This is a genomic window from Wolbachia endosymbiont (group E) of Neria commutata (assembly GCF_964026735.1).
Taxonomy (GTDB): domain Bacteria; phylum Pseudomonadota; class Alphaproteobacteria; order Rickettsiales; family Anaplasmataceae; genus Wolbachia.
In genome coordinates, this window is sequence record NZ_OZ034692.1 from 771,183 (window position 1) to 794,308 (window position 23,126).

The following is a 23,126-nucleotide window of genomic DNA, read 5'->3' on the forward strand; positions in this document are numbered from 1 at the left end:
TACTTATAAAATGTAAATAGTCTATAGGCAACAGTTAACTCTATTTATAATTCACGTGTTTTAAGATAACTTCCGCTAAATCTTTACTGATCCCAGATACATTTTGAATCTCAGCTAGAGAGGCTTTGCTTATGTTCTCCACTGACCCAAAATAAGACATTAATGCTTTTTTTCTTTTGTTACCAATACCTGGTATTTTGCTTAATTCTGAAACTATAAACTGTTTATCACGTTTTTTTCTGTGCGTAGCTATTGCAAAGCGGTGAGCTTCATTGCGTAACGATTGTAAGTAAAGCATAACTTTACTGTCATTTTCCAAACTAAATTCTTTTCTGCTCAGCATATAAAATCTTTCATTTCCTGCATTGCGATCAGGGCCTTTTGCCATGCAAGCAAAAGGAACATTAATATTTAATGTTTGTAGCACATTTTGCACTATGGAGACATGTCCAGGACCACCATCAATCAGGAGAAAATCAGGTATTCTGTCTTTTGTCTTGCCGGAGAAACGTCTGGTAAGCACTTCTTTCATCATGCTATAGTCGTCACCTGAAATTTCCTCTTTGATAGTAAATTTTCTATATTCACTTTTTAAAAGCCCTTCTTGTCCTGCAACAACCATCACACCAACTTGCTGATTTCCAGATATATGGCTGTTATCATAAACTTCAATACGTTTTGGAATATTTGGTAACGAAAAGATTTTGCCAAGGTCTTCGAGCTTTTCTAGGTTATTTTTATATTCTATAAGCTTCTGCTCTAAACTATGCTGAGAGTTATTGTAAACAAATTTTAATAAATCACGCTCTTCATTACTTTTTGTGTGCAGAACCTTTATTGGTTTATGAGTAATTTTTTGCAGAGCTTGTTCTATGATTTCATTATCTGTAACAAAATCAGGAACGTAAATTTTATCTTGTGGTATGTTAATTAGATTATAAAAATTGACTAAAAAGGTGGATAAAATTTCATCATTTGAATGATCACTACAGTTTTCAATAAAGTAAGGAACACTGCCATAGTTATATTTATTTCTGAATGACAACACATTAATGCACGCTAAATCTGCTTCACGTGCAATACTAAAGAAATCTGTATCTTCCTCGAAAGAAAAGTCGACAGCTTTTATCTGAATTTGTTGGAGAAATTTTACCCTATCTCTGTATACAGCTGCAAGCTCATAATTCGTTTCACTGCTACACTTTTCCATTATAGAAATTAATTGTTTTTCCACTTCCTTATTCCTTCCCAGGAGTGTATCTTGTGCTTGTTTTACTGATTGACAATAATCCTCTTTTGTAATTTTATTTACGCATGGTGCTGAACAGCGCTTAATTTGATATTCAATACATGGTCTTTTTGTTGAGGAAAAATATTGATCTGAACAGACTCTGAGAAGAAAAGCTCTTTGCAATGATAATATAGTATTTTTAACAGCAGCGGCAGAAGGAAATGGTCCATAGTGGTAAAATTCGTCCTTCTTAAATTTGCCTCTATATTTTGCTATTCTTGGGTAATCATGTTTGGAAATTGTTATATAAGGATAAGATTTTCCATCTCTCAGTACAATATTATAAGTAGGCTTCAATGATTTGATTAACTGTCCTTCAAGAAGCAGGGCTTCAATTTCATTTTCAGTTATGAAAATCTCAACTTTGATAGCTTGTGAAAGCATGACTCTGATTCGTTTGGAAAGATTTTCAAATTGAAGGTAACTAGACAACCTAGATTTCAAATTTTTTGCTTTACCAACGTACAAAGCCTTATTCTTATCCCCAATCATTTTGTACACCCCACAGGACTGTGGAGATAATTTGATTTGCTCTTTTAGTGCTTGAGCATTTATGACATAGCCCATTGCTTGACTTGTATGAGATTAAAATCTGCTACTAAATGAAAGATGGAAACAACACTCGCAAGCAAAGATAATCTATTTCTTCTTAGCTCATTAGAATCACAGTTGATTTTTACGACGTCCATAAATTTATTGATAAATGGAGCAAAGCCGGCAAGCTCACCAAGAGTTGCATTAAAGTGGTTATTTTTTGTTGCCTGTTTAATGTTTTCACTAGCAGTTATAGCATAAGTTGATAGTGCAATCTCTTCATCTTCAATTAAAAACCTTCTACTATAAGATGTGCTATAAGTGGTATTATCACCTTTTTCTGCTCTGCTCACTATATTACTAACCCTTTTATATATATTTAGGATTTGATTGCCTTCTGGTGTGTCAAGACAGCGGTTCAGCGTTATAATTTGCTCTTCTGCTGTTAACAGGTCGCTAACACCGTTTTGATTCAGTATAGAATCTATAATATCCTGCTTTATCTCCCTATTTTTTAATATAACCCTAAATCTATCTAAGCAAAACTTGAAGACTTTTTCTGCAATCTGCTTTCTACTTGGCTTATCGACCTGATCAATTAACGTTACATCTTTGGCAAATACACGCCTTGGATATAAAGATACTGCTTTGTCTATCAATAGTTTGATTGGAATGCGCAAGTTGTTTTCAAGTATTACTCTAATTATACCAATGGCTATTCTCCGCAAACCGAATTGATCATAGGAGCCAGAGATCTTTTCACCTGCTGCAATTAAACCAACCAAGCTGTCCATTTTGTCAGCAATAGATACAGCAATTGTTGAGGGAGATTTAGGACATTCTTGCTCCTGTCCAACAGGTTTATAATGCTCAGTTACAGCCTCCACTACCTCCTCATCTTCTTGAAAATGAGCAGCATAATACCCACACATTACTCCTTGTAACTCTGGAAACTCTTTTACTATTGATGTTGCAAGATCTGCTTTTGCCAAATATGCAGCACGTTCAACCTTAATAAGTGAAGCGCGTGGAATACATATGGCTATATATTTTGATAAGGCTGTAATACGCTTTACTTTTTCTCCAACGCTGCCAAGCGAAGCGTGAAATAATATTGAATCTAATTTGTTGACATAATAATCTAAATCATATTTTTTATCATGCGATATTAAAAATTGAGCATCAGCAAGGCGCGCTTCTAATATTTTTTCATGCCCTTTAACAACTTGATCGTTATTAACATTCACTACGGTTACAAAATATGAAATTTCCTTCCCGCTGCTGAGAGCAAGATATTTTTGTTGTGTGTTAATTATACTTAATATCATTTCCTTTGGTAGCCCAAATGATTTTTCCTGATTTATTTTACCAAATAGCACTATTGGCCATTCTATAAGCCCTGTTAATTCATTTAATAAGTAATCATTTTTTTCAAGTTGTAAATTCTGCGCTTTTGTAAATGTGTTTATTTGTTCCAATATAAATTGCTTTCTTTTATCTAGCTGCAGAATTACATTGTTTTTTTCTAGTAGTACAAAGTAATCTTTAGGTTCTTTGATAGTCAACTCTCTATCATTTGAGAGGAATCGATGGCCATATGTTATATTGGATGCTGTAATTCCAGCAAAAGATACAGGTATCACCTCATCATCCAAAATGCATAAAATATTTCTAATTGGTCTAATCCATCTTTCTTTTCTTTCACCCCACCTCATGCTTTTTGGCCAAGAGAAATTCTTTAACATCTCTTCTAGCTGATTTTTAAGAAATTCTTTGATGTTAAATGAGCAGCTCTCCTTTTTGATAAAGTAAAAATCTTCATTATTTACTTTGCGAATAAGTAAATCTGTTTTATTTTTCTGGTTTTTTCTTAAAAACCCTTCAATAGCACTTTCTGGCTCATTAACGTTTGGCCCTTTAATTTCGTCACTCAAATCTTTTAGCTCTGAAGCGCTTACGTTGTCCATAAATAGAGTCATACGACGTGCCGTCATAAAAACCTCTATTGATGTAAATTCTACATTATTTTTATTAAAGGCGTTGGTAATATAATTTTTAATCTGAGCTGCAGCTGAGTTCTGCATTCTTGATGGTATTTCTTCTGAAAGGCATTCAAATAATAATTGCATACTATTTACTCATGTATAATTCACAACACTTTTTTGTCAGCTCTCTCACTCTGCCAATATACGCTGTACGCTCATTCACACCAAGCACACCTCTTGCATCAAGCAGATTAAGTAGATGACTAGTTTTAATACATTGGTCATAAGCTGCTACCGGTAGCTCTTTTTCGATAAGAAACTTACATAGTTTTTCTGTATCTTCAAATTGTTGATATACTACTTTAGTATCATAATAATCCAGTGCCAGGTAAGAAAATTCGTATTCCCTTTGTTTAAAAATATCTCCGTAAGTTACACCGTTATCATTCCAAATTATATCGTAAACATTATCTACGCCTTGTATGCACATTGCCAAACGCTCTAGTCCATACGCAACTTCCCCGGGAATCATGTGACAATCAATTCCTCCAACCTGTTGTATATAAGTAAGTTGCGTCACTTCCATTCCATTGCATGTAACCTCCCAACCAAGTCCTGACGCACCAACGCTCGGGTTTTCCCAATCATCTTCAATAAATTTGATATCATATTTTTCATCTGATATGCCGAGACTTTTTAAGCTATCTAGGTAGACTTCCTGCAAGTTATTACCAGACGGTTTTATTATAACTTGGTATTGGTGATGCTGATATAAACGATTATGGTTGTCACCATAGCGACCATCTGCTGGCCTAATTACTGGTTGTAGATACGCAATTTTTGCTGGCTTTTTATCAATTGCTGACATGATTGTGGCAGGATGCAGCGTTCCAGCACCAACTTCAGATGTGTACGGATGGAGTATGGTACACCCTTCACCTGACCAAAAATCTTGTAACCCTTTTATTATGCTTTGTACGTTCACGCAAATTGTACACTTTTTTATACTAAATATATAAATAAACAAATACTATTCAATGTTTATTTTTTAATAACATTATGTAAATAGTCAATAAGAGGTGTTGGATTTTCTTGTATATACTGAATTATGCCTTTGTTTAGAAAAATTGCGTTATGCATAGTTAAATCGCAGAATATAAATGCTGTTAAATATAGTAAAATCACTGCATAGAATGTGTGAAAAATTCCCTCAAATGTTATTGATATTGCGTTATTATAGCCAAGCTGTATTGTACCTATTGGCCATGGTTTTATCGCTTCTACAAAATTAAAAAACACGTAAGGTATCATAAGAAAAAAGAAGCAGTGCATGAAGTCATTAAACCAAAAAGGGCATTGGAGTATTTGTCTACATATACCCCCATAGAGTTTGCTCACAGTATTATAAATAGCCATTATCGCTGGCATTGAAAGTGCTACAGTCATCACTTGCCCTGATGCTAGATGTATCACTATATTCTCACCGCTATTTGCTGAAGGGTCTTGAGCATGAAAAATAAATATCCCAATTACTTGAATTACCAACATAGCTACTGCCAATTTTGCAAAAATAGTAGCTACAACTATTCCAGAACCTGGCATTTTATATAGTAAATACTCGCCACCGTATGTAAGAAGTAGTATAATATCGACAATAAATAATATGAAAAAAGAAGCCCAGTAATTCTGCCAACCAGGTAAATACCCTACCCCTAAAAAAGAACTTACCGTTTTAGCAGGAAAAACTTTACCAAGTAACCTTCCTAAAATTTGTAAAACAATCCCCATGCTCACCACAATGCTCTAGCAACAGGATTTATAATACTTCATTATAACCAACTTATCAATAGCCCAAATAAGCAATGTAAAAATTAAGCTATTGATAATGCAGTCTGCAAATCTTATTTCATTGGAAGTGGTGCAGCAGCTGTTTCTTTTTTAATTCCATTTGAAGGAGTTGCTGATTCAATTTTAGGTGATTCAACCCACTCACTTACTTTTTCCACTATCAATTCTATTGCACAAAGTCCTGCAAATGCTGCAACTGGTGCTATAGCTCCTATTGCTGCACCGAGCCCTGCTGCTGAGCACGCTTCAAGCATTACACCAGGAAAAAAACTATTCGCAACTGCAGCAAGACCAACTCCAATTGCAGCACTAACAGAAGATAAGATAAGTGACATAATAATATCGTCTTTGTTAAATTCATCGTTCAAATAATTATCATATACCATATATGCACAGAATAATATTGCAGGAATAACAGCAATAATTGCTCCTGCAGCCAAAATTGGTAAAGCTGGAAAATAACTTAATCCCAAACTTGCAAGTGCTCCTAATTATTGCACTTATTCCTATTATGGCACCTATTCCTACCATTACACCCAAAGATGTTAATTCTTCTTTACCCACACACCCCCCTTAATATTTAATTAATAATTTCATGCTATCATTTTTATCTTAATTTGTAAAATTATTTTGTTTGTATTTTGCAAAACTCAGAAAAAATGCAGTGCACATAAGACAGAGGTAACAGTCAAGACAACATTGCAAAAAATAATTTGGAGTTCAAAAGGGTCATTCCTCGAGAACTATTTTACGCTCTGATTTCCAACGATTGCTTAAGCTTAAAACATCAGATGCTTTTTACAAGATATAAGGTCTATTTTACTGCCTCCAAAACCTCATCAACATGCCCACTAACTTTTACATTCTTCCAGACTTTTGCTACTTTACCCTGTTTATCTATTAAAAAAGTAGTACGCTCTATTCCCATATACTTTTTACCAAACATACTCTTTTCAACCCAAACGCCATATTTTTTCAATATTTCAGCATTTTCATCGGAAACCAAATAAAATGGCAAAGAATATTTTGCTTTAAAGTTGCTATGACACTTAATGCTATCTTTTGATACACCAATTATTACTGTATTCAGTGAAGAAAAATCATCTATTTTGTCCCTGAAGTCTTTAGCCTCCATCGTACAACCTGGAGTATCGTCTTTAGGGTAAAAATAAAGAACCACATTTTTTTTATCAAAAAATTCACTCAATGATAAATTCTCACCAGAATCGGTTGGTAAATTAAAACCTGGTGCATTGCTTCCTATTGCTAATTCCATACCTTACCATCAATAATATTTCTATTGTCATTATAGCAGTATATTACAACTAAACAACCATTGACCTTACCCAGAAAATTTCTCAGATAAGTATTTGCTCAGAGTTTCAATGCCTGCATCAATTTCTTTTTCAGCGATAATGAGTGGTGGCAAAATTCTTACAACGTTATCTGACGTTACTCCAACTGTCAGTAGGCCACGGTGACTTAACTCGTCTGCAAATTTTTTGTTATCTGTTTTTGCCTTCATTCCAAGCATTAGCCCCATACCTCTAACTTCTTCTATTATTGAAAATTGACTAGCCAGACCTTCTAATTTGCTTTTTAAGTATTTACCGCGAGCTTTAATGTCCTCTAAAAAATTAGGCTTAAGCAATTCATCAAGTACAGCATTGCCAACCGATGTTGCAAGTGGATTGCCACCAAAAGTAGAGCCGTGCATGCCTACCGCCATGTACTGAGCTGCTCTTTCAGTTGCAAGGCAAATCCCAAGCGGAAAGCCTCCTCCTATCCCTTTTGCAAGAGCGCATATATCAGGCTCCACGCTTATATGTTCATATGCGAATAATTTTCCTGTTCTACCTGCACCGCATTGCACACAGTCAAAAAACAACAATATGTCATTTTCATCGCATAATTTCCTTAATTCCTTTAGAAAGATTTTGTCCATTACTTTGACGCCGCCTTGCCCTTGTATTGGCTCTATTAATATAACACCTATACCGTTTGAAATTGCTTTTTTTACGCTTTCAATATTGGGTTCAACGTTATCACACCAATCAATATAAGGGTTAAGCAATTCGGAAAAATTCCGTTTGTCATTTGCCGCACAAGTTAGAAAAGTTCTGCCATGAAATGCACCATGGAATGTCAAAATTCTGTGACAATTTCTGTTCCCTTTTCCGTTTTGATAGGCCCTAGCAATTTTAAGCCCACACTCCACCGCTTCTGATCCAGAGTTTGCAAAAAATACTGTGTCAGCAAAACTGTTACTTATTAACTTTTTTGCAAAATGATTAGCAGTTGGTATATTATAGGTGTTTGATATATGCCATAACTTTTCCCCTTGCCTTTTAAGGGCACTAATTAATTGTGGGTTGGCATGACCTAAGCTATTAACAGCTATTCCAGAATGAAAATCTATGTAGCGCTTACCATCAACATCATACAAGTATACACCTTCACCATAAGAAAAATCTATATTAATAGGAGAATAAACTGGCAAATTAGGAGAAATAGTCATAAAAATGTGATATATTAAATTTTATTGTTAATAACATAAAAGCTCCGGTTTTACAATGAGGGGGATATGTATAAGCCAAGTAAATTGATATTTTCTGTAATAAAGAAAGACGGACACGTAAGAATCACCTTGTTACTTTTGTCAATTTTGATACCTTTATCTAGCGTTATATACTGTAACTATTCGCTAAAAAGCAACTTACTTTCTTCTTACCGCTCTTCAAATATAAACTTAAAAACTGCACTGGAAAACAGCGTAATCAAAAAGTATCATTACTTACTAATAGAGAAACACCACGCTGAATATAAAAATCTTGATTATATAAACCATCTAGTAAAATTCCGCGCCGAATTGTTGCAGTTGACCAGTGGAATAAAAGGTCTGAGCATAATATTGTATGATCAAAATAATAGAATAATATTCAATAATTTCAGTAGTCGGGATGATGATTATGAGCAATTACTCACAAACAATGACATTGATAAATTATTAAATGGTCAAGAGATATTTTATACTATAGAAAATAGGTTAGTTTCTATTTTTCCTATCTCCTATGAAAATGCAACCAAACCATCGTTTTTTTTGAAGGTTTTTCGAGACTATAACCATTCTTACGTTACAATATATAGCATATTTTTAACTTCCATAAGTGTATTATTGGTAATTTTGTTGCTAATAATGTATTATTTAAACGCCTCTAATACTCAAGTGCTAGCCAAGCAACATAAAACTAATATCGAGTTACAGCAAATAAAAGAAACATTGGAGCAAGAAAATGCAAATAAGCTAAAGTTTTTTGCAAGCGTTACGCATGAGTTACGCACACCTCTCAATGCTATTATTGGGTTTGCAGAGCTGATTAAGAATGACACTTTAGATTCGATGAATAATTCACAATATAAAGAGTATGCAGACGATATATATAATGCAGGAGCACACTTACTTAGTTTAATTAACGATGTACTGGATTTTTCAAAAGCCGAATCAAGTAGTTTAACGGTGGAAAAAGTAAAATTTAACCTGAATAAAATAATAGATTCATGTTTGGATATGCTACTACCTAAGTTAAAAGAAACCGGAATCAATTTAAAAAAAGAGATACCTAATAAACAATTATTAGTTATTGCAGACCCTAAGAGAATGAAGCAAGTGATGATAAACTTATTATCAAACTCAATTAAATTTACTCCGAAAAATGGTTTAATCAGAATGGTGATTAATGAGCACACAGAGAAAAATTTATTAACTATTGAGTTTCATGACAATGGAATAGGGATAATGCAACAAGATATATATAAAGTTATGTCTGTTTTTGGCCAAGCAGATTCAGGATATAGAAATGAGGGCACAGGTATCGGATTGCCACTAAGTAAGAAACTAGTGGAATTAATGGGCGGAACTTTTGATATAAAAAGTGAAGCAAAACTTGGTACCACAATAACGTTGAATTTCTTTTATGAGGAGCAAACTTGCGAGGATTTGATTGATTTTTAGCTTTCAAAATAGCCTGTAACCCTAACTTGAGAAAATAAGGATAGATATTTCTAGCTTCTATGTATACACTAAGTAAAAATCCTCACTTTTAGTGCACAGATGGATATAGTAAAGTTCGTTTTACTACTGCCAACAGTATTACTTATGTTACTCACTGGAGTGTACTTATCGTTTAAACTCAGGTGGCTACAGATATTTAGATTACCATACGCCCTTTCGCTTATTGGAGCCAAAAGAGGAGAAAATAAGTTTTCTTCCATAGCTGCTCTATTCACAATTTTAGGTGGAAATTTAGGGGTAGGAAATATTTCAGGAACAGCTATTGCTCTCAAAACAGGAGGACCTGGGTTCATTTTGTGGATGATGATAATTATTGTTATTACTTCTGTAATAAAATATGTCACCTGTTACCTGAGTATAAAAAATAGAAAGGAAAAAAATAAAAGGTTTATAGGTGGTCCTATAACTTATATGGCTGATGCGTTTAATTCTGAAAAGGCTGCAATTGTATTTCTAGTTATTATGATGGTGGCTTCAATCACTGTTGGTAGTCTCGTACAGGTAAACTCACTTTCAATACCGCTTGATATGATAGGTGTACCTGTAATTGTTGGTGGAATTACAATGGCTGCAATTTTTTTTATCATCACAGCCTTGAGTTTAAAAAAAATTAAAATTGTCATATCAGCTATGATACCAATAATGACAATAAGTTATCTTGCGCTTTGCGGTGCCGTGTTATTTACGTTCAGTGAAAATATTTTGCCTTCTATACAATCAATAGGAAGCAATTTTTTTACAATTAGTAGTTTTAATTCAGGTTTATCTTTGAGTTTAATTCTGGAAGTATTGACTATCATTCAAGTGGGAACTTTGCGAGGTATTTTTGCAACAGATATAGGACTGGGCCTCGAAGGGATCGTACACTCTTCAATAGTTCCCAAAAAGAATAATAATAAATTTATTATTGAGCAGAGTTTAATCACCATAATATCACCTTTTATAGTTGCATTGATAGCTTTTGTTACAACAATGGTACTCCTTGTTACAGATTCTTGGACCACTGATTTAGAAAGCACAAACATGTGCATATTTGCTTTTAAAAAGGCAATAAATTGGCCTTATATTAGCTACCTAATTATGGCTATAATGTTTTGCTTTGCTTTTACTACTATTTTTACCTGGTTTTTCTGCTCAAAGCAGACAATACGCTACTTGTCTATGAATGATAAATACACTAAGATCTGGATTGTAATTTTTACCATGATTATTCCGCTTGGCTCTATAGGTAAAATTCAATTACTATGGGATGTTGCTGACATTTCAATAGCTGCTTTATTATTTATCAACATACTGGCCATACTGAAACTAACTTCTAAGAACCAAGAAGTATTTGCTGTGAGCAGTAGATATTTAAAATTAACATATCCGTTCAGGGCAGCGGTAAAAAGTAAATAGATAAGGTATCTACTGTTGCTTTCTCTGAAAAACAAGCAGTATATAAAAAAAGTTAAAAACCAGGTATAAAATTAAAATTTCTGAAATAAAAACATGTACAACGATTTATGCGATTTCATTAAAGTCTTAGAAGAAAAAAAAGACCTGATTAGAGTTAAAGAGGAAGTGTTAACGATACTGGAGATGACAGAAATTCACCGCAGAGTTTTGTCAAATAAAGGCCCAGCTATCATTTTTGAAAACGTTGTCACTGAACATGGTAAAAATTCTATTCCAGTTCTAGTTAATTTGTTTGGCACTATTGATAGAATTGCTTTAGGGCTAAATATAAATCAAAGTGAACTTAGAGAACTTGGTAAACTTCTAGCATTTTTAAAATCCCCTGAGCCGCCAAAAAATTTTAAGGATGCAATAAAAATGTTTCCTTTACTCAAAGTAGTGTTGTCGATGCGAAGCAAGATAGTAAAAAAAGCTCTGTGCCAGGAAGTGATACTAAAGGGAGATGAAGTAGATTTGAGCATTCTTCCTATTCAAACATGTTGGCCGAACGAACCTGCACCACTCATCACTTGGCCGATTGTGGTAACTAAAGGACCAACTGACAATAAACAAGATAATTTCAATCTTGGAATATATCGTATGCAGGTAATAGATAAAAAAACAACACTAATGCGTTGGCTAGCACACAGGGGTGGTGCAACTCACCATAAGCGTTGGAAGGAGGAAGGCAGGGATATGGAATTTCCTGCAGCTGTTGTGATTGGAGCTGATCCTGCAACGATCATTGCTGCTGTAACTCCAGTGCCAGAAACATTGTCGGAATATCAATTTGCTGGACTACTACGCAAAAAGCCTCTTGAACTCGTAAATTGTAAAACTGTTCCGCTTCAGGTACCAGCTCATGCTGAGATCGTTCTGGAAGGCTACGTGAGCCTAGAAAATTATCGAGATGAAGGACCATACGGAGATCATACTGGCTACTATAATTCTGTTGAACAGTTTCCTGAGTTTAATATTACTGCAATTACTATGCGTAAAAATCCAATTTACCTTAGCACTTTCACTGGCAAGCCACCGGATGAACCATCGATTCTTGGTGAAGCATTAAATGAAATTTTTGTTCCTATTCTTATCAATCAATTTCCAGAAATAGTGGATTTCCACCTACCACCAGAAGGTTGCTCATATAGAATAGCAGTAGTGTCGATAAAAAAATCTTATCCAGGACACGCAAGAAGAATTGTTATGGGCATACTTTCTTTTTTGAAGCAATTCTTATATACAAAATTTATTATAGTTGTTGATGATGACATAAATATACGTGATTGGAAGGAAGTGATGTGGGCAATCTCGACAAGAATGGACCCAGCGCGTGACACAATCACAATAGAAAATGCTCCAATTGATTATTTAGATTTTGCTTCCCCCGAAAGTGGACTCGGAAGTAAAATGGGCTTTGATGCAACAAATAAAATCCCACCTGAAACAAAACGAGAATGGGGAAAGAAAATTGAAATGAGCGAAGAAATAGTGAGAAAGGTAACAGAGAAGTGGAAGGAATATGGGTTTTCAGATTGATTTATAAAAATATTATATTATAATAGAGCTAGGTTAAAACTTTAATGAGGTAAGATAATGGGTTATATTAATGACGTTGTTGGTAGCTACACTGCCACTCACGATTTTTTTCAAAATAACGGTGTTGGGGATTATAGAATTCAATGCGATTATGGTGGCGTGCCATATGTTACTCAAGAAAACATACATGCTGGAGATAGGTTTTGGACTAACGATTTTATAGACTCACATTTTGGTAGAGAGATAAAAATGCATCCTCAAAGTAAGCTTTTAGCCAAGCAATATGCTGGAAATGGGCTGCCAATTTCAATATCACTAGATAATGATTCAATAAAAATAGTAGAATGTCAGAAAAAAACGAAATTTGTGGAAATAGAAAGAGAATCAGGCAATTTAGTGCGTGATAAACAAAAGAGCGTAAAGTACCACACAACAAAGCTCTTATATGATGATGTACATGTTTATAATAATGATAAAGTATCAACCTTCAGCATTTAAGTATGATGCACCAAAAGACCCAAATTACCATTTAGACATAAAATTTACCAAGATTAATGATAATCAACCAGGGTTTTGGCAGAAATTTAAAAACATGTTTTTATAATAGTTAATTATACAGACCCAAGATACTGTCTCTGATGTCAAACAAATTATCTAACTTAACAACCATCACCTATAAGGTGATGGTTTAAATTTTAATCAATTTGAAATTGATCATTGTCATGAACTGGCTCACCCTCTCTGCAAGTCGTTCTAGCTATAATTCCTTACTCCTTAAAGACACAAGTTGTGGTTAAACAGATACATTTTCATTTTTGCCTGATTTAACGTTGACCATTTGCTAAATTAAATGTTAAACTTTCATAAACGAATTAATATTTAAATGTCAGATAATATAGTATCAGTATCAATTACAAAGGAATTAGAGGATTCTTATCTTTCCTACGCGATGAGCGTGATAATAAGCCGCGCAATACCAGATGTTCGTGATGGTTTCAAACCAGTTCATAGACGTATATTGTATGCAATGTCCAGAGCCGGGTATGATGCTGGTAAGCCATATAAAAAGGCAGCGCGTATAGTTGGTGACGTGATGGGGAAATATCACCCGCATGGTGATGCAGCTATTTATGACTCTTTAGTGAGAATGGCGCAAGATTTCTCACTTCTTTTACCGCTTATTGATGGGCAAGGTAACTTTGGTTCTATAGATGGTGATCCACCAGCTTCGATGCGTTATACAGAAGCAAGGCTTCAGAGAGTGTCACACTTTTTACTCAATGATATTGATGAGGACACTGTTGATTTTAGGCCAAACTATGATGGGCATGAAACTGAGCCGGTTGTGCTACCTGCAGAATTTCCCAACTTATTGGTTAATGGTGCAAGCGGTGTTGCAGTTGGTATGGCAACCAATATACCTTCCCACAACCTTGGAGAGATAATTGACGCTTGTATCTTATACATAGAGAATAATGAAGTTACTCTGGACGAATTGTTAGAGGTAATACCAGGACCAGACTTCCCAACAGGCGGAACAATTCTTGGAAGGTCAGGAATAAGGTCAGCATTTGCAACTGGAAAGGGATCGATTGTTGTACAAGGCAAAACCCACATAGAAGACTTGCCGCAAGATAGGCAAGCAATTGTTATTGATGAAATCCCGTATCAAGTAAATAAAGTTAAGTTAATAGAGAAAATAGGCGAGCTTGTAAAAGAAAAAAGAATTGATGGCATAACAGAGATCAGAGATGAGTCTGATAAGTCTGGTGTCAGAGTGGTAATTGATCTCAGAAGAAACGCTGCAGCAGAGTTCATATTAAATCAAATATTGGGACTCACTCCTTTAAAAAGTAGCTTTAGTGTTAACACTTTGGTGCTCAATAACAATAGACCTGCTTTGATGTCACTAAAGGAAATCATAGTAGCTTTTGTTGATTTTAGAAAAGAAGTACTAATCAGAAGAACAGAGTTCCGCTTAAGAAAAACAAGAGAGAAAGCTCATGTATATATAGGTCTTTATATTGCAGTTTTAAGCATAGATGAAGTTATCAAGATAATCCGTGGCTCAAAAGATCCAGCTGAAGCATGCAAGGAACTCTTGAACAAAGAATGGAGAACTTCAGATGAAATCAATACTATTATTGAGTTGATTTCTGACAGCGCGAGCTTTTTGAAAGGTGGAGTGTATAGATTAACTGAATTACAAGTTAAGGCTATCCTTGATATGAAACTACAGCGTTTAACTGGCCTTGAAAAGGAAAAACTAGAAGCAGAGCTCAAAACAATGGTCGACTTGATCAAAGAATACATCGATTTTCTTGGCTCAGAAGAGAAATTGATGAAAGAAATAAAAAACAATTTACAAGAAATAAAGAATAGATTTGCTGTAGCAAGAAAAACCACAATAGAAGAATCAGATACAGACATTGAAGCTGAAGATTTGATTCCACAAGAGGACATGGTAATCACCGTAACCATGAATGGGTATATTAAGCGCGTTAAGCTTTCTCACTATAGAACTCAGCGTCGTGGTGGCAAAGGAAAGCTAGGGCAGGGGTTGAAAGAAGAAGACGTGATCACAAAATTATTTGTGACAAACACTCATACTAGCGTTTTGTTCTTTTCTAACATTGGTCGAGTTTATAGATTAAAAGTCTATAAATTACCTCTTGCAGAACCAACTGCACGTGGAAGAGCGCTTGTCAATATTTTTCCTCTCGCTGAAAATGAGACAATCACTAACATCATGCCACTACCAAGTGAGAATGATGAAAATCAAAACATAGTTTTTGCTACTGCCCATGGAAATATAAGACGTAATTCTTTAGCAGATTTTCACTATATTCCAAGCAATGGGAAAATAGCAATTAAGCTTGATGAAGGTGATAAATTAATATCAGTTAAAGTCTGTGATGAAATTGATCATGTTTTACTTGCAACAAGACTTGGAAAAAGTATAAGATTTATTGCAAGTGATGTGCGCCAATTTAAGAGTAGAAATTCAGATGGTGTAAGGGGTATTAGGCTTGCAAAGGCCGATAGTGTAATCTCAATGACAATGCTCAATGGGATAGAAATTACTACGGAAGTAAAAGAACTTTACCTAAAAATACCACTTGAGAAGAGATTAGAAACTGCAAGTAGTAATTCTATAAATCCTAAGTTAGAAAAAACCTTAAGTAATTTAGGAATAGATAACGAATTATTCTTAAAATTAGCAGTGAACGAGGAGTTTATATTAACCATTACCGAAAATGGCTTTGGTAAAAGAACTTCCGCATATGAGTACAGAATAACCAATAGGGGTGGTGTTGGCATTACCAATATTCTGACTACCAACAGAAACGGCAATGTTACTGCAAGCTTTCCAGTTGAGCAAAGTGACAATATCATGCTGATCACGGATAAAGGAAAATTGATTCGCATTTCAGTCAATGATATCAGAATTGCAGGGCGCAGCACTCAAGGGGTAACTTTATTTAAAACAGAAAACGGTGAAAAAGTGGTATCAGTTGCAAAAGTCGAAGATCCTGATTCTACCGAAGAAAGTGTTTCTGAGATTGAAGACTCTGACCCTTCTCGACCCGTAGCAGTGTGATAAATATGCATTACCCAATCCATACCACAGCTATACGAACATCATGTAAAGTGATAGGTCTTGGTGTTAAGTGTCAACTACTGGTGTCGTTCCAGTGCCAGCTTCTCATCCCTGTAAAGGTCACATAATTCAATGACAAAAATGTTAAGATAAAAAAAACATTTTTGAGGGAGTAAGGTATGAGACGAAACATAGAAGATAAAACTTTAGAGAGAAATTACCAGAGTAAATGGAGATTTTTGACAAAAGAATATGAGCAAACAAAGGCAAAAAAGCATCCAATTTATAGATTTGTAGGTGATTTTTATCATAGACCTGCTGCAAAGTAGTGTTGGACTAGCTATATATTACAATTATGTATCTTTGATTCTTAAATTAGTATAAAAATTCGATTCCAAGATTAGCATATTTTAATTTTATCTATTGCATCAATGCTTAAAATTACAACACCTAAAGAAGATAAAAATAATCTAGAGATCTTTTACGGATTTCATTCTACTCTTTTCGGAAATGCTCTGATTGGAGTCACTGAAAAAGGTATTTGTTGCCTGTCTTTTGTTGATGATAGCGAAACTTCAGCTATTGCAGCGCTTCAAAAAGAATGGCCACAGGCACAACTAAAAGAAGATACATATTATACAAAAACTGTAGTGCGCAGTATTTTTGAAAATGATGAAAATCCTAAGAAATCGTTTTGTTTATTTGCTAAAGGTACAGATTTTCAAGTAAAAGTCTGGCAGGGATTACTCTCAATTCCAAAAGGTACAACAACGACCTATGAAAATATTGCATGCATGATTGGTAAACCAAAAGCTGTGCGTGCTACCGCAAATGCAATTGCTAATAACCCTATCTCTTACCTGATACCTTGCCATCGTGTTATTCGTAAATCTGGAGAAATTCACAAGTACCGCTGGGGAATAGAGCGTAAAAAGGCTATTCTTGCTTATGAGGCAACACACCTCACACTGGCATAAAAAAGGATAAAAAATATAGAGATTCACACCCCTCTACTACAACCTTCATTTGTTCTTTTGCCTTGTATTCTATTTGCCCAGGAATCTTCCCTTGAACTGCTTATGTCTGTGCTACTAATTCTTCCAATTATTTCTTCTGCCTTAACGTCTTGAGAAATAACTTCAAAAGATTCAGGCCTTTTACAGCTTATTGTTTCAGAAGATTGAAGTTTTCCTGATCTTTTAAAACCTCCTTGTGTAATAGCATTATAAACGGATAATCTTCCAAATAGACAACTTTTTCCTATTTCTTCTTTGATATCTATTAGTTCATTAAATCTTTCAAGGTTACAAACTTCTACTTGAATAAAATCTTTATGTTGTATGCTGTTGTGTAATCTAACATCTAACTTACCTAAACTTGTCTGAAACGTTATTATTACATCACCATTGTCTGAAAGATCAGTGTAGTTTCTTGTGCCATTGCTTGTCTCTATTTCTACTTCATCTTTACCGATTTTTACTATATTACCACCAAACGTAATGTTTCCATCGTATAACCCTAAACCTCTTGCTGCTTCTATGGCTTTTGCAACATCTACTGTGCTATCTGCCGAGCACTCCAGGTAAAAAGTTGTATTATCTATTTCTATAAGTTCTATTTTACCAGTAGTTGCACTTGCTACAGCTTTGTGAAAATCATCGATGCGTTTATTAGCTTCTAAGTAAGCTTTTTTTATATTGGTCTTGTGATCTTTAAATACTTCTTCCAATTCTTGATTTATTTTTTCATAGCTATTAATATCGGCTCCTTTTGATACCAAATTACATATTATATTGCTGGAAATTTTAGAATTCTCTTTTAGCTCTTGTATTCTTAGCATTACAATATTTGTAAAGCTGTTATCTTTATTATTAAGAAAATTTAACCTTACTCCTGAATTTAACGCTTCACTTACAACTTGATTTAATTCAGCTATGTCTTTACTCTTTGCTACTTTATCTGAAAATATATTCAGTTTTTCTCTGTCATGAAATGTGAATCTCATTTTACTTACACTGTCTATTTTTTGTATAGATTTCTCTTCATCCCTGCTATCGATAGTATTTTCTTCTAACTTTTCCGAAAGATAATGACTTGGATAAAGGCAAAGTTCAGGAATATTTTTTACATAAGAACCTATCTTGTCATAAAAATCATCATCAAGTGGCGGAACGCTTGGTACATATTCATCCACCGGCGCAGTTGGTAGCTTATTACCATCTTTACTTTTCATAGCATTTTCTAGTATTGTCTTAATTCTTTCATTAGCTTCAGCTTTTTTAGAAAGATGTATTCCATTAGAAAACACTGCTAGCTTTTCTATAATTCTATATGCCTTTTCCCTTTCTTCTTCTTTACAGTTCTCATCACACGCTGCTCTTATTGCAATATATATAGGTGTCCATCCTCTATAATCCCCTATATTTGGCTTTGCTCCTCTGGATAATAACTGACCTGTAGCATTTTCGTGGTTATTTTCAACAGTTATTGATATCGGTGACGCGTCTTTATAAGTAGTGTCGTTTTTTACATCTATAACACTACTTTCATCTTCACTTTCATCTTGAACATTAATGAAATTCTTTTCCGTAATATCAATTTCTGACTTTGTAAAATTTCCACACTGAACATTAATATCAGCTTTATTCTCTATAAAAAAATCTATAAGATGTGCATGCCCATACTTCGCAGCTATATGAATTGGTGCTAGTCCATTTTTATTTTTTGCATTAATATCTATTCCACTTTCTACAAGAAAGTTAAGCATTCCTCTGCTACATCCATATTTTACAGCATGGTGTAAAAGGGTATTGCCTTCATTATCTCTAATATTAACCAGTATCTCTTTAGCTTTTTCAATATCAACTTCTTCCGTTCCAACACCATACTCGCCATCATAATCTATTTTACAAGGAAGAAGCGCCTTTAACATCTTAAGACTTCTTATCTTGATTGCGTAATGCAATGGTGTGTAACCATTTTTATCCTGTACTTTTATGTCAGCTCCTTTTTCTAAGAGTAGTTCTGTAACATGGATATTATTAGCTTCAGTAGCAAAAAACAATGGGGTTTGATTACAGTGATTTTTAACATTAACATCTATACCTGCATAAATTAGCTCATCTACACATTTATAAGGAGTATCTTCAGAATAATCATTGCTATTACTATCTAATGGATCATTATCTAAAGAAAGAATGTCGCTTTTTGTAGTCTTACAATTTCCTCCTGTATGGCTATTATATGTAGCATAATGTAATGCAGTATTACCTTCGCTATTTACACATTTGATATCCGCGCCTTGTTTTAGTATTTCTCTCAACACATTCACTTGAGCTAAAGAAGCAGTCAACAGTAGTGTAGTATCCCCCTTATTATCACGAATATTAAAATCAATGCTTTTTGCGTTACCTAGAATACTCTCTGGAACACGTGTATCTTTACTGTTAAGTGCTAAATGTAATGCTGTATCTCCATTTTTGTTTTTAAGATTAATATCAGGATTTTTCTCTGTCAGTAACTCTACCACATTAAAATCTCCACACCTTGCAGCATTGTGGAGTGGTGTATTGCCTTCTTTATCTTGAATATCAACTTTTGCTCCTTTGTTTAATAGTGTAATGATAGCATCTTCAGAATTTTCCTCAGCAGCATAGTGCAATGGAGTTTTATCTTCTTTATCTTGTATATTAGGGTCAGCATCTGCATCTAAAAGATACTTTACAGCTTCAGAGCAATTAACATGAGCGGCATAGTGCAATGGAGTTTTATCTTCTTTATCTTGTATATTAGGGTCAGCATCTGCATCTAAAAGATACTTTACAGCTTCATGGCAATAACTATTAGCGGCATAGTGCAATGGAATTTTGCCTTCTTTATCTTGTATATTAGGGTCAGCATCCGCATCTAAAAGATACTTTACAGCTTCATGGCAATAACTATTAGCGGCATAGTGCAATGGAATTTTGCCTTCTTTATTTTTAATACTAGGATCAGCTCCTGCTGTTAATAATAAATCTACTGCTTCAATATTAAAATCTGCAACATCATGCAATATTGTTTCTTCTGATTCTTCTCTTCTCAAATCAAGAACAATTTTCAGATCTTGATCATCTTTATGACTATTTAAAAATTCTTTAAGGGTTAAAGCACCTGGACGATCACAAATATAATCTGTATAAAAATTATACACTCCTGAATAAACATTTAAGTTTTCTAATGCATCTAACAATTCACTATTTAGCTTTTTTTGATTTTCTGTTAACTTCAGCTCTTGCCCTTTTGTTATCAAAGGATCAACTATTTTTTGTTCTAATTCGTCCTCTTCTTCAACAGAAGTTAGACTGTTAAGCGTGTTCTTTTCTACTAAAGATGCTGTTAAACTTTTAGTTATTGAGTCTTGTCTGTTAAGAGAGCTTATATCATTAGCCATATTTACCTCCAGCCTTTCACCATATTAAATTCAGTATATCAGAATAAGTATAAACTTCCTACTAAAATTATATAGCTCATGAGAAAATTTTAACGTTGTTAACCCTTATTTAATAAATAGCATAGAAGTCTTTTATAAATTTCACCTCACTCTATTTGTAGTGTCAGAAACATAATCATATGAGATGGCTGACAGCATCCTCCTGAAAGTAGAACAATTGAACGCAAAAAAGACTCATCACGATCTAGGCTCTGTGAACAAAATTTTATGAGAGCCATATAAGTACCCCAACGAAGTTCAAAAATCCCATAAAAACCTCAGCTTTTTCAAATTCTTCTGTTGTCAGACCCGTTAATTGCCTGAAAACATATGGTGTTCTTGCTATTTTCACGTAACTTATTGCCATCTTCCCTCTTCTAAAACTTTCATTTTACATGCTTTTTAGTCGTTTTTACCTACTTTCTACCTTTTCGCAGGGGGGCTATTGTTTCGACACTTATTTCATATTCGCTAAAACCCAAAAAGACCTGTATTTCCTACACTTTCTTTGTTTTCTAATTCATAGTTGGGGTTTATAGAGGAACGATAGTTGTCTAGTTAAGCATAAACAACGAATTACTCGTCATTTCATCTGTTTTTTTTATTCCAAGTAACTGCAGAATGGTAGGAGCAATATCAGATAGAGTTCCATCTCTCAATTTTAGATTATTATAAGAATTAGAACATACAATAAATGGCACTTTGTTTAGAGTATGCGCTGTATGTGGAGTGTTGCTTTCTTCGTCAAACATACATTCCACATTTCCGTGATCTGCAGTAACAATTAATGCAGTACTGCCAACTTCCTTAACAACATTTAGCACTTTGTGAAGACAGCCATCTACAGCTGATACAGCTTTTTCAGCTGCTTTTATATTACCTGTATGCCCAACCATATCAGGATTAGCGTAGTTTACAACTATCAATGCAAATTCTTGTGAATAAATCTTTTTTATCAGTGTTTCTGTAAGTTCAAAGGCTGACATTTCTGGCTGTAAATCGTAAGTTTTAACTTTTGGTGAAGGAATGAGTATTCTTGCTTCACCAGAAAAAGGCTCTTCTTTGCCACAATTAAAAAAATAAGTTACATGTGCATATTTTTCGGTTTCAGCAATACGTAATTGTTGCAATTTATTGCCTGCTATGACTTCTCCTAAAGTGTTAGAAAAAGATGTGGGAGAAAAAAGACAAGGAATTTTAAAGTCTTCTTTATACTGCATCATACTTAAATAGGATGGATGGATCCCAGTGTCAAGCATTGGGATAACAGAAGATTGTATATAGTCCGTTTTGCCTAGCAACATACTTGTTAATTGTATCATTCGGTCAGCACGAAAGTTAGCTAGGAGCACTCCATCTTCAGGTTTTATACCTTGATAATCACCGATTACCGCAGGCCTAATAAATTCATCAGTTATATTGTCTTGATAATTTTGATCAATGAGTGATATTGCATCTTCATGACACGGCGCTTTTGCAAATGCGATAGCATCATAAGCTTCAATTGTCCTTTCCCACCTATTATCACGGTCCATAGCATAATAACGCCCGGAAACAGTGACAATTTTTATATCATTGTTATTTATATCATCTTCAAATTCTTGAATGCACTTGTTTGCCGCATTAGGCAGTGTATCTCTGCCATCTAAAAAAGCATGTATTACTACCTTAATCCCACATTGTGATATTTTGTTTGCTAAAGTGGAAATATGCTTTTGATGTGAGTGGACACCACCATCAGATATTAATCCCAATATATGGCATATACCATTCTTATTTTTTAAATTACTAATAAAATCTTGTAGGTTTTTATTACTCTCTATTGCTTGAATTTCTTGATTAATGCGCTGCAAGCTTTGCTTTACTATTCTGCCACTGCCAATGTTCATGTGGCCAACTTCTGAATTACCTATTTGTCCATCTGGTAATCCAACATCAATTCCGCTAGCGGATAAGCTACATTTTGGATAATTAGAACTGATATATTGCCAACAACGTGGGTTTACGTTACTAATAGCGTTATACTTGCTGCCCTCTATTCCATTTCCCCAACCATCCAGTATACATAAAACCACTAATTTAAAGTTCATACCTTATAAGTGCTGGAACCTCACAAAAACAATGCTCCCCGGGCCGGATTCGAACCAGCGACCAATTGGTTAACAGCCAATTGCTCTACCACTGAGCTACCGAGGAATAGGCTGTTTTCAATTTATCATGCCAAGTATTAATTGTAAATATCTTTTATATGCTTTCACAGGGTAGGGCAAGATCATAGATTATTAAAATAGTCATAAAGATTAATATTTATAATAAATAAAATATAGTGAAAATTCTTCTTTTGAAAT

17 protein-coding genes and 1 tRNA gene are annotated in these 23,126 nt (G+C 34.3%); 7 read left to right on the forward strand and 11 right to left on the reverse strand.

The genetic code is table 11. The features are described 5' to 3' along the window. Nucleotides 1-40: 40 nt before the first annotated feature. From uvrC to AAGD89_RS04095, 7 genes are all read right to left on the reverse strand, one after another. Nucleotides 41-1,783 carry an excinuclease ABC subunit UvrC gene (gene uvrC, locus AAGD89_RS04065; RefSeq protein ID WP_410541842.1) on the reverse strand — a complete coding sequence of 581 codons (1,743 nt, stop codon included), beginning with the start codon at nt 1,781-1,783 and terminating at the stop codon, nt 41-43. A 59-nt stretch (nt 1,784-1,842) separates the two neighbouring features. Next, nucleotides 1,843-3,954: a glycine--tRNA ligase subunit beta gene (gene glyS / locus AAGD89_RS04070; RefSeq protein WP_341807841.1), complete on the reverse strand. Its 2,112-nt coding sequence runs from the start codon at nt 3,952-3,954 to the stop codon at nt 1,843-1,845. Between the two features lies 1 nt (nt 3,955). Next, nucleotides 3,956-4,795 (reverse strand): glycine--tRNA ligase subunit alpha, encoded by an 840-nt coding sequence (locus tag AAGD89_RS04075; protein ID WP_341807842.1) that lies wholly within the window; start codon nt 4,793-4,795, stop codon nt 3,956-3,958. A gap of 56 nt (nt 4,796-4,851) precedes the next feature. Beyond that, complete coding sequence (locus AAGD89_RS04080) at nt 4,852-5,598, reverse strand: phosphatidylglycerophosphatase (RefSeq protein ID WP_341808920.1); 747 nt, start codon at nt 5,596-5,598, stop codon at nt 4,852-4,854. 113 nt (nt 5,599-5,711) lie between these two features. After that, nucleotides 5,712-6,131, reverse strand: a complete 420-nt coding sequence (locus AAGD89_RS04085) for a hypothetical protein (RefSeq protein ID WP_341807843.1) — start codon at nt 6,129-6,131, stop codon at nt 5,712-5,714. A 341-nt stretch (nt 6,132-6,472) separates the two neighbouring features. Then, nucleotides 6,473-6,934: a thioredoxin-dependent thiol peroxidase gene (bcp, locus tag AAGD89_RS04090; protein ID WP_341807844.1), complete on the reverse strand. Its 462-nt coding sequence runs from the start codon at nt 6,932-6,934 to the stop codon at nt 6,473-6,475. A gap of 66 nt (nt 6,935-7,000) precedes the next feature. Then, nucleotides 7,001-8,176 carry an aspartate aminotransferase family protein gene (locus AAGD89_RS04095; RefSeq protein ID WP_341807845.1) on the reverse strand — a complete coding sequence of 392 codons (1,176 nt, stop codon included), beginning with the start codon at nt 8,174-8,176 and terminating at the stop codon, nt 7,001-7,003. 66 nt (nt 8,177-8,242) lie between these two features. On the opposite strand from AAGD89_RS04095, the gene AAGD89_RS04100 reads away from it, so the two are divergent. The 7 genes from AAGD89_RS04100 (at nt 8,243) to AAGD89_RS04130 (ending at nt 17,284) form a co-directional block, all read left to right on the forward strand. Beyond that, nucleotides 8,243-9,670 (forward strand): HAMP domain-containing sensor histidine kinase, encoded by a 1,428-nt coding sequence (locus AAGD89_RS04100; protein ID WP_341807846.1) that lies wholly within the window; start codon nt 8,243-8,245, stop codon nt 9,668-9,670. A 99-nt stretch (nt 9,671-9,769) separates the two neighbouring features. Continuing rightward, nucleotides 9,770-11,128, forward strand: coding sequence for an alanine:cation symporter family protein (locus AAGD89_RS04105; protein WP_341807847.1), 1,359 nt, complete (start codon nt 9,770-9,772; stop codon nt 11,126-11,128). Nucleotides 11,129-11,221: 93 nt separating this feature from the next. Further along, a complete protein-coding gene (locus tag AAGD89_RS04110; protein ID WP_341807848.1) occupies nt 11,222-12,706 on the forward strand; it encodes a UbiD family decarboxylase in 1,485 nt (494 codons plus the stop codon). Nucleotides 12,707-12,763: 57 nt separating this feature from the next. After that, nucleotides 12,764-13,204 carry a hypothetical protein gene (locus tag AAGD89_RS04115; protein ID WP_341807849.1) on the forward strand — a complete coding sequence of 147 codons (441 nt, stop codon included), beginning with the start codon at nt 12,764-12,766 and terminating at the stop codon, nt 13,202-13,204. Nucleotides 13,205-13,589: 385 nt separating this feature from the next. After that, a complete protein-coding gene (gene gyrA, locus AAGD89_RS04120) occupies nt 13,590-16,307 on the forward strand; it encodes a DNA topoisomerase (ATP-hydrolyzing) subunit A (RefSeq protein ID WP_341807850.1) in 2,718 nt (905 codons plus the stop codon). A 179-nt stretch (nt 16,308-16,486) separates the two neighbouring features. Continuing rightward, entirely contained in the window at nt 16,487-16,636 is a 150-nt protein-coding gene (locus AAGD89_RS04125) for a hypothetical protein (RefSeq protein WP_341807851.1), read from the forward strand. Nucleotides 16,637-16,738: 102 nt separating this feature from the next. Then, nucleotides 16,739-17,284, forward strand: coding sequence for a methylated-DNA--[protein]-cysteine S-methyltransferase (locus tag AAGD89_RS04130; RefSeq protein WP_341807852.1), 546 nt, complete (start codon nt 16,739-16,741; stop codon nt 17,282-17,284). 23 nt (nt 17,285-17,307) lie between these two features. On the opposite strand, the gene AAGD89_RS04135 is transcribed toward AAGD89_RS04130, so the two are convergent. From AAGD89_RS04135 to AAGD89_RS04150, 4 genes are all read right to left on the reverse strand, one after another. Next, complete coding sequence (locus tag AAGD89_RS04135) at nt 17,308-20,739, reverse strand: ankyrin repeat domain-containing protein (RefSeq protein WP_341807853.1); 3,432 nt, start codon at nt 20,737-20,739, stop codon at nt 17,308-17,310. 265 nt (nt 20,740-21,004) lie between these two features. Next, nucleotides 21,005-21,145, reverse strand: coding sequence for a hypothetical protein (locus AAGD89_RS04140; protein ID WP_341807854.1), 141 nt, complete (start codon nt 21,143-21,145; stop codon nt 21,005-21,007). A 187-nt stretch (nt 21,146-21,332) separates the two neighbouring features. Next, nucleotides 21,333-22,868 (reverse strand): 2,3-bisphosphoglycerate-independent phosphoglycerate mutase, encoded by a 1,536-nt coding sequence (gene gpmI / locus AAGD89_RS04145; protein ID WP_341807855.1) that lies wholly within the window; start codon nt 22,866-22,868, stop codon nt 21,333-21,335. 34 nt (nt 22,869-22,902) lie between these two features. Beyond that, nucleotides 22,903-22,974: transfer RNA gene (locus AAGD89_RS04150), tRNA-Asn, on the reverse strand. Nucleotides 22,975-23,126 lie beyond the last annotated feature (152 nt).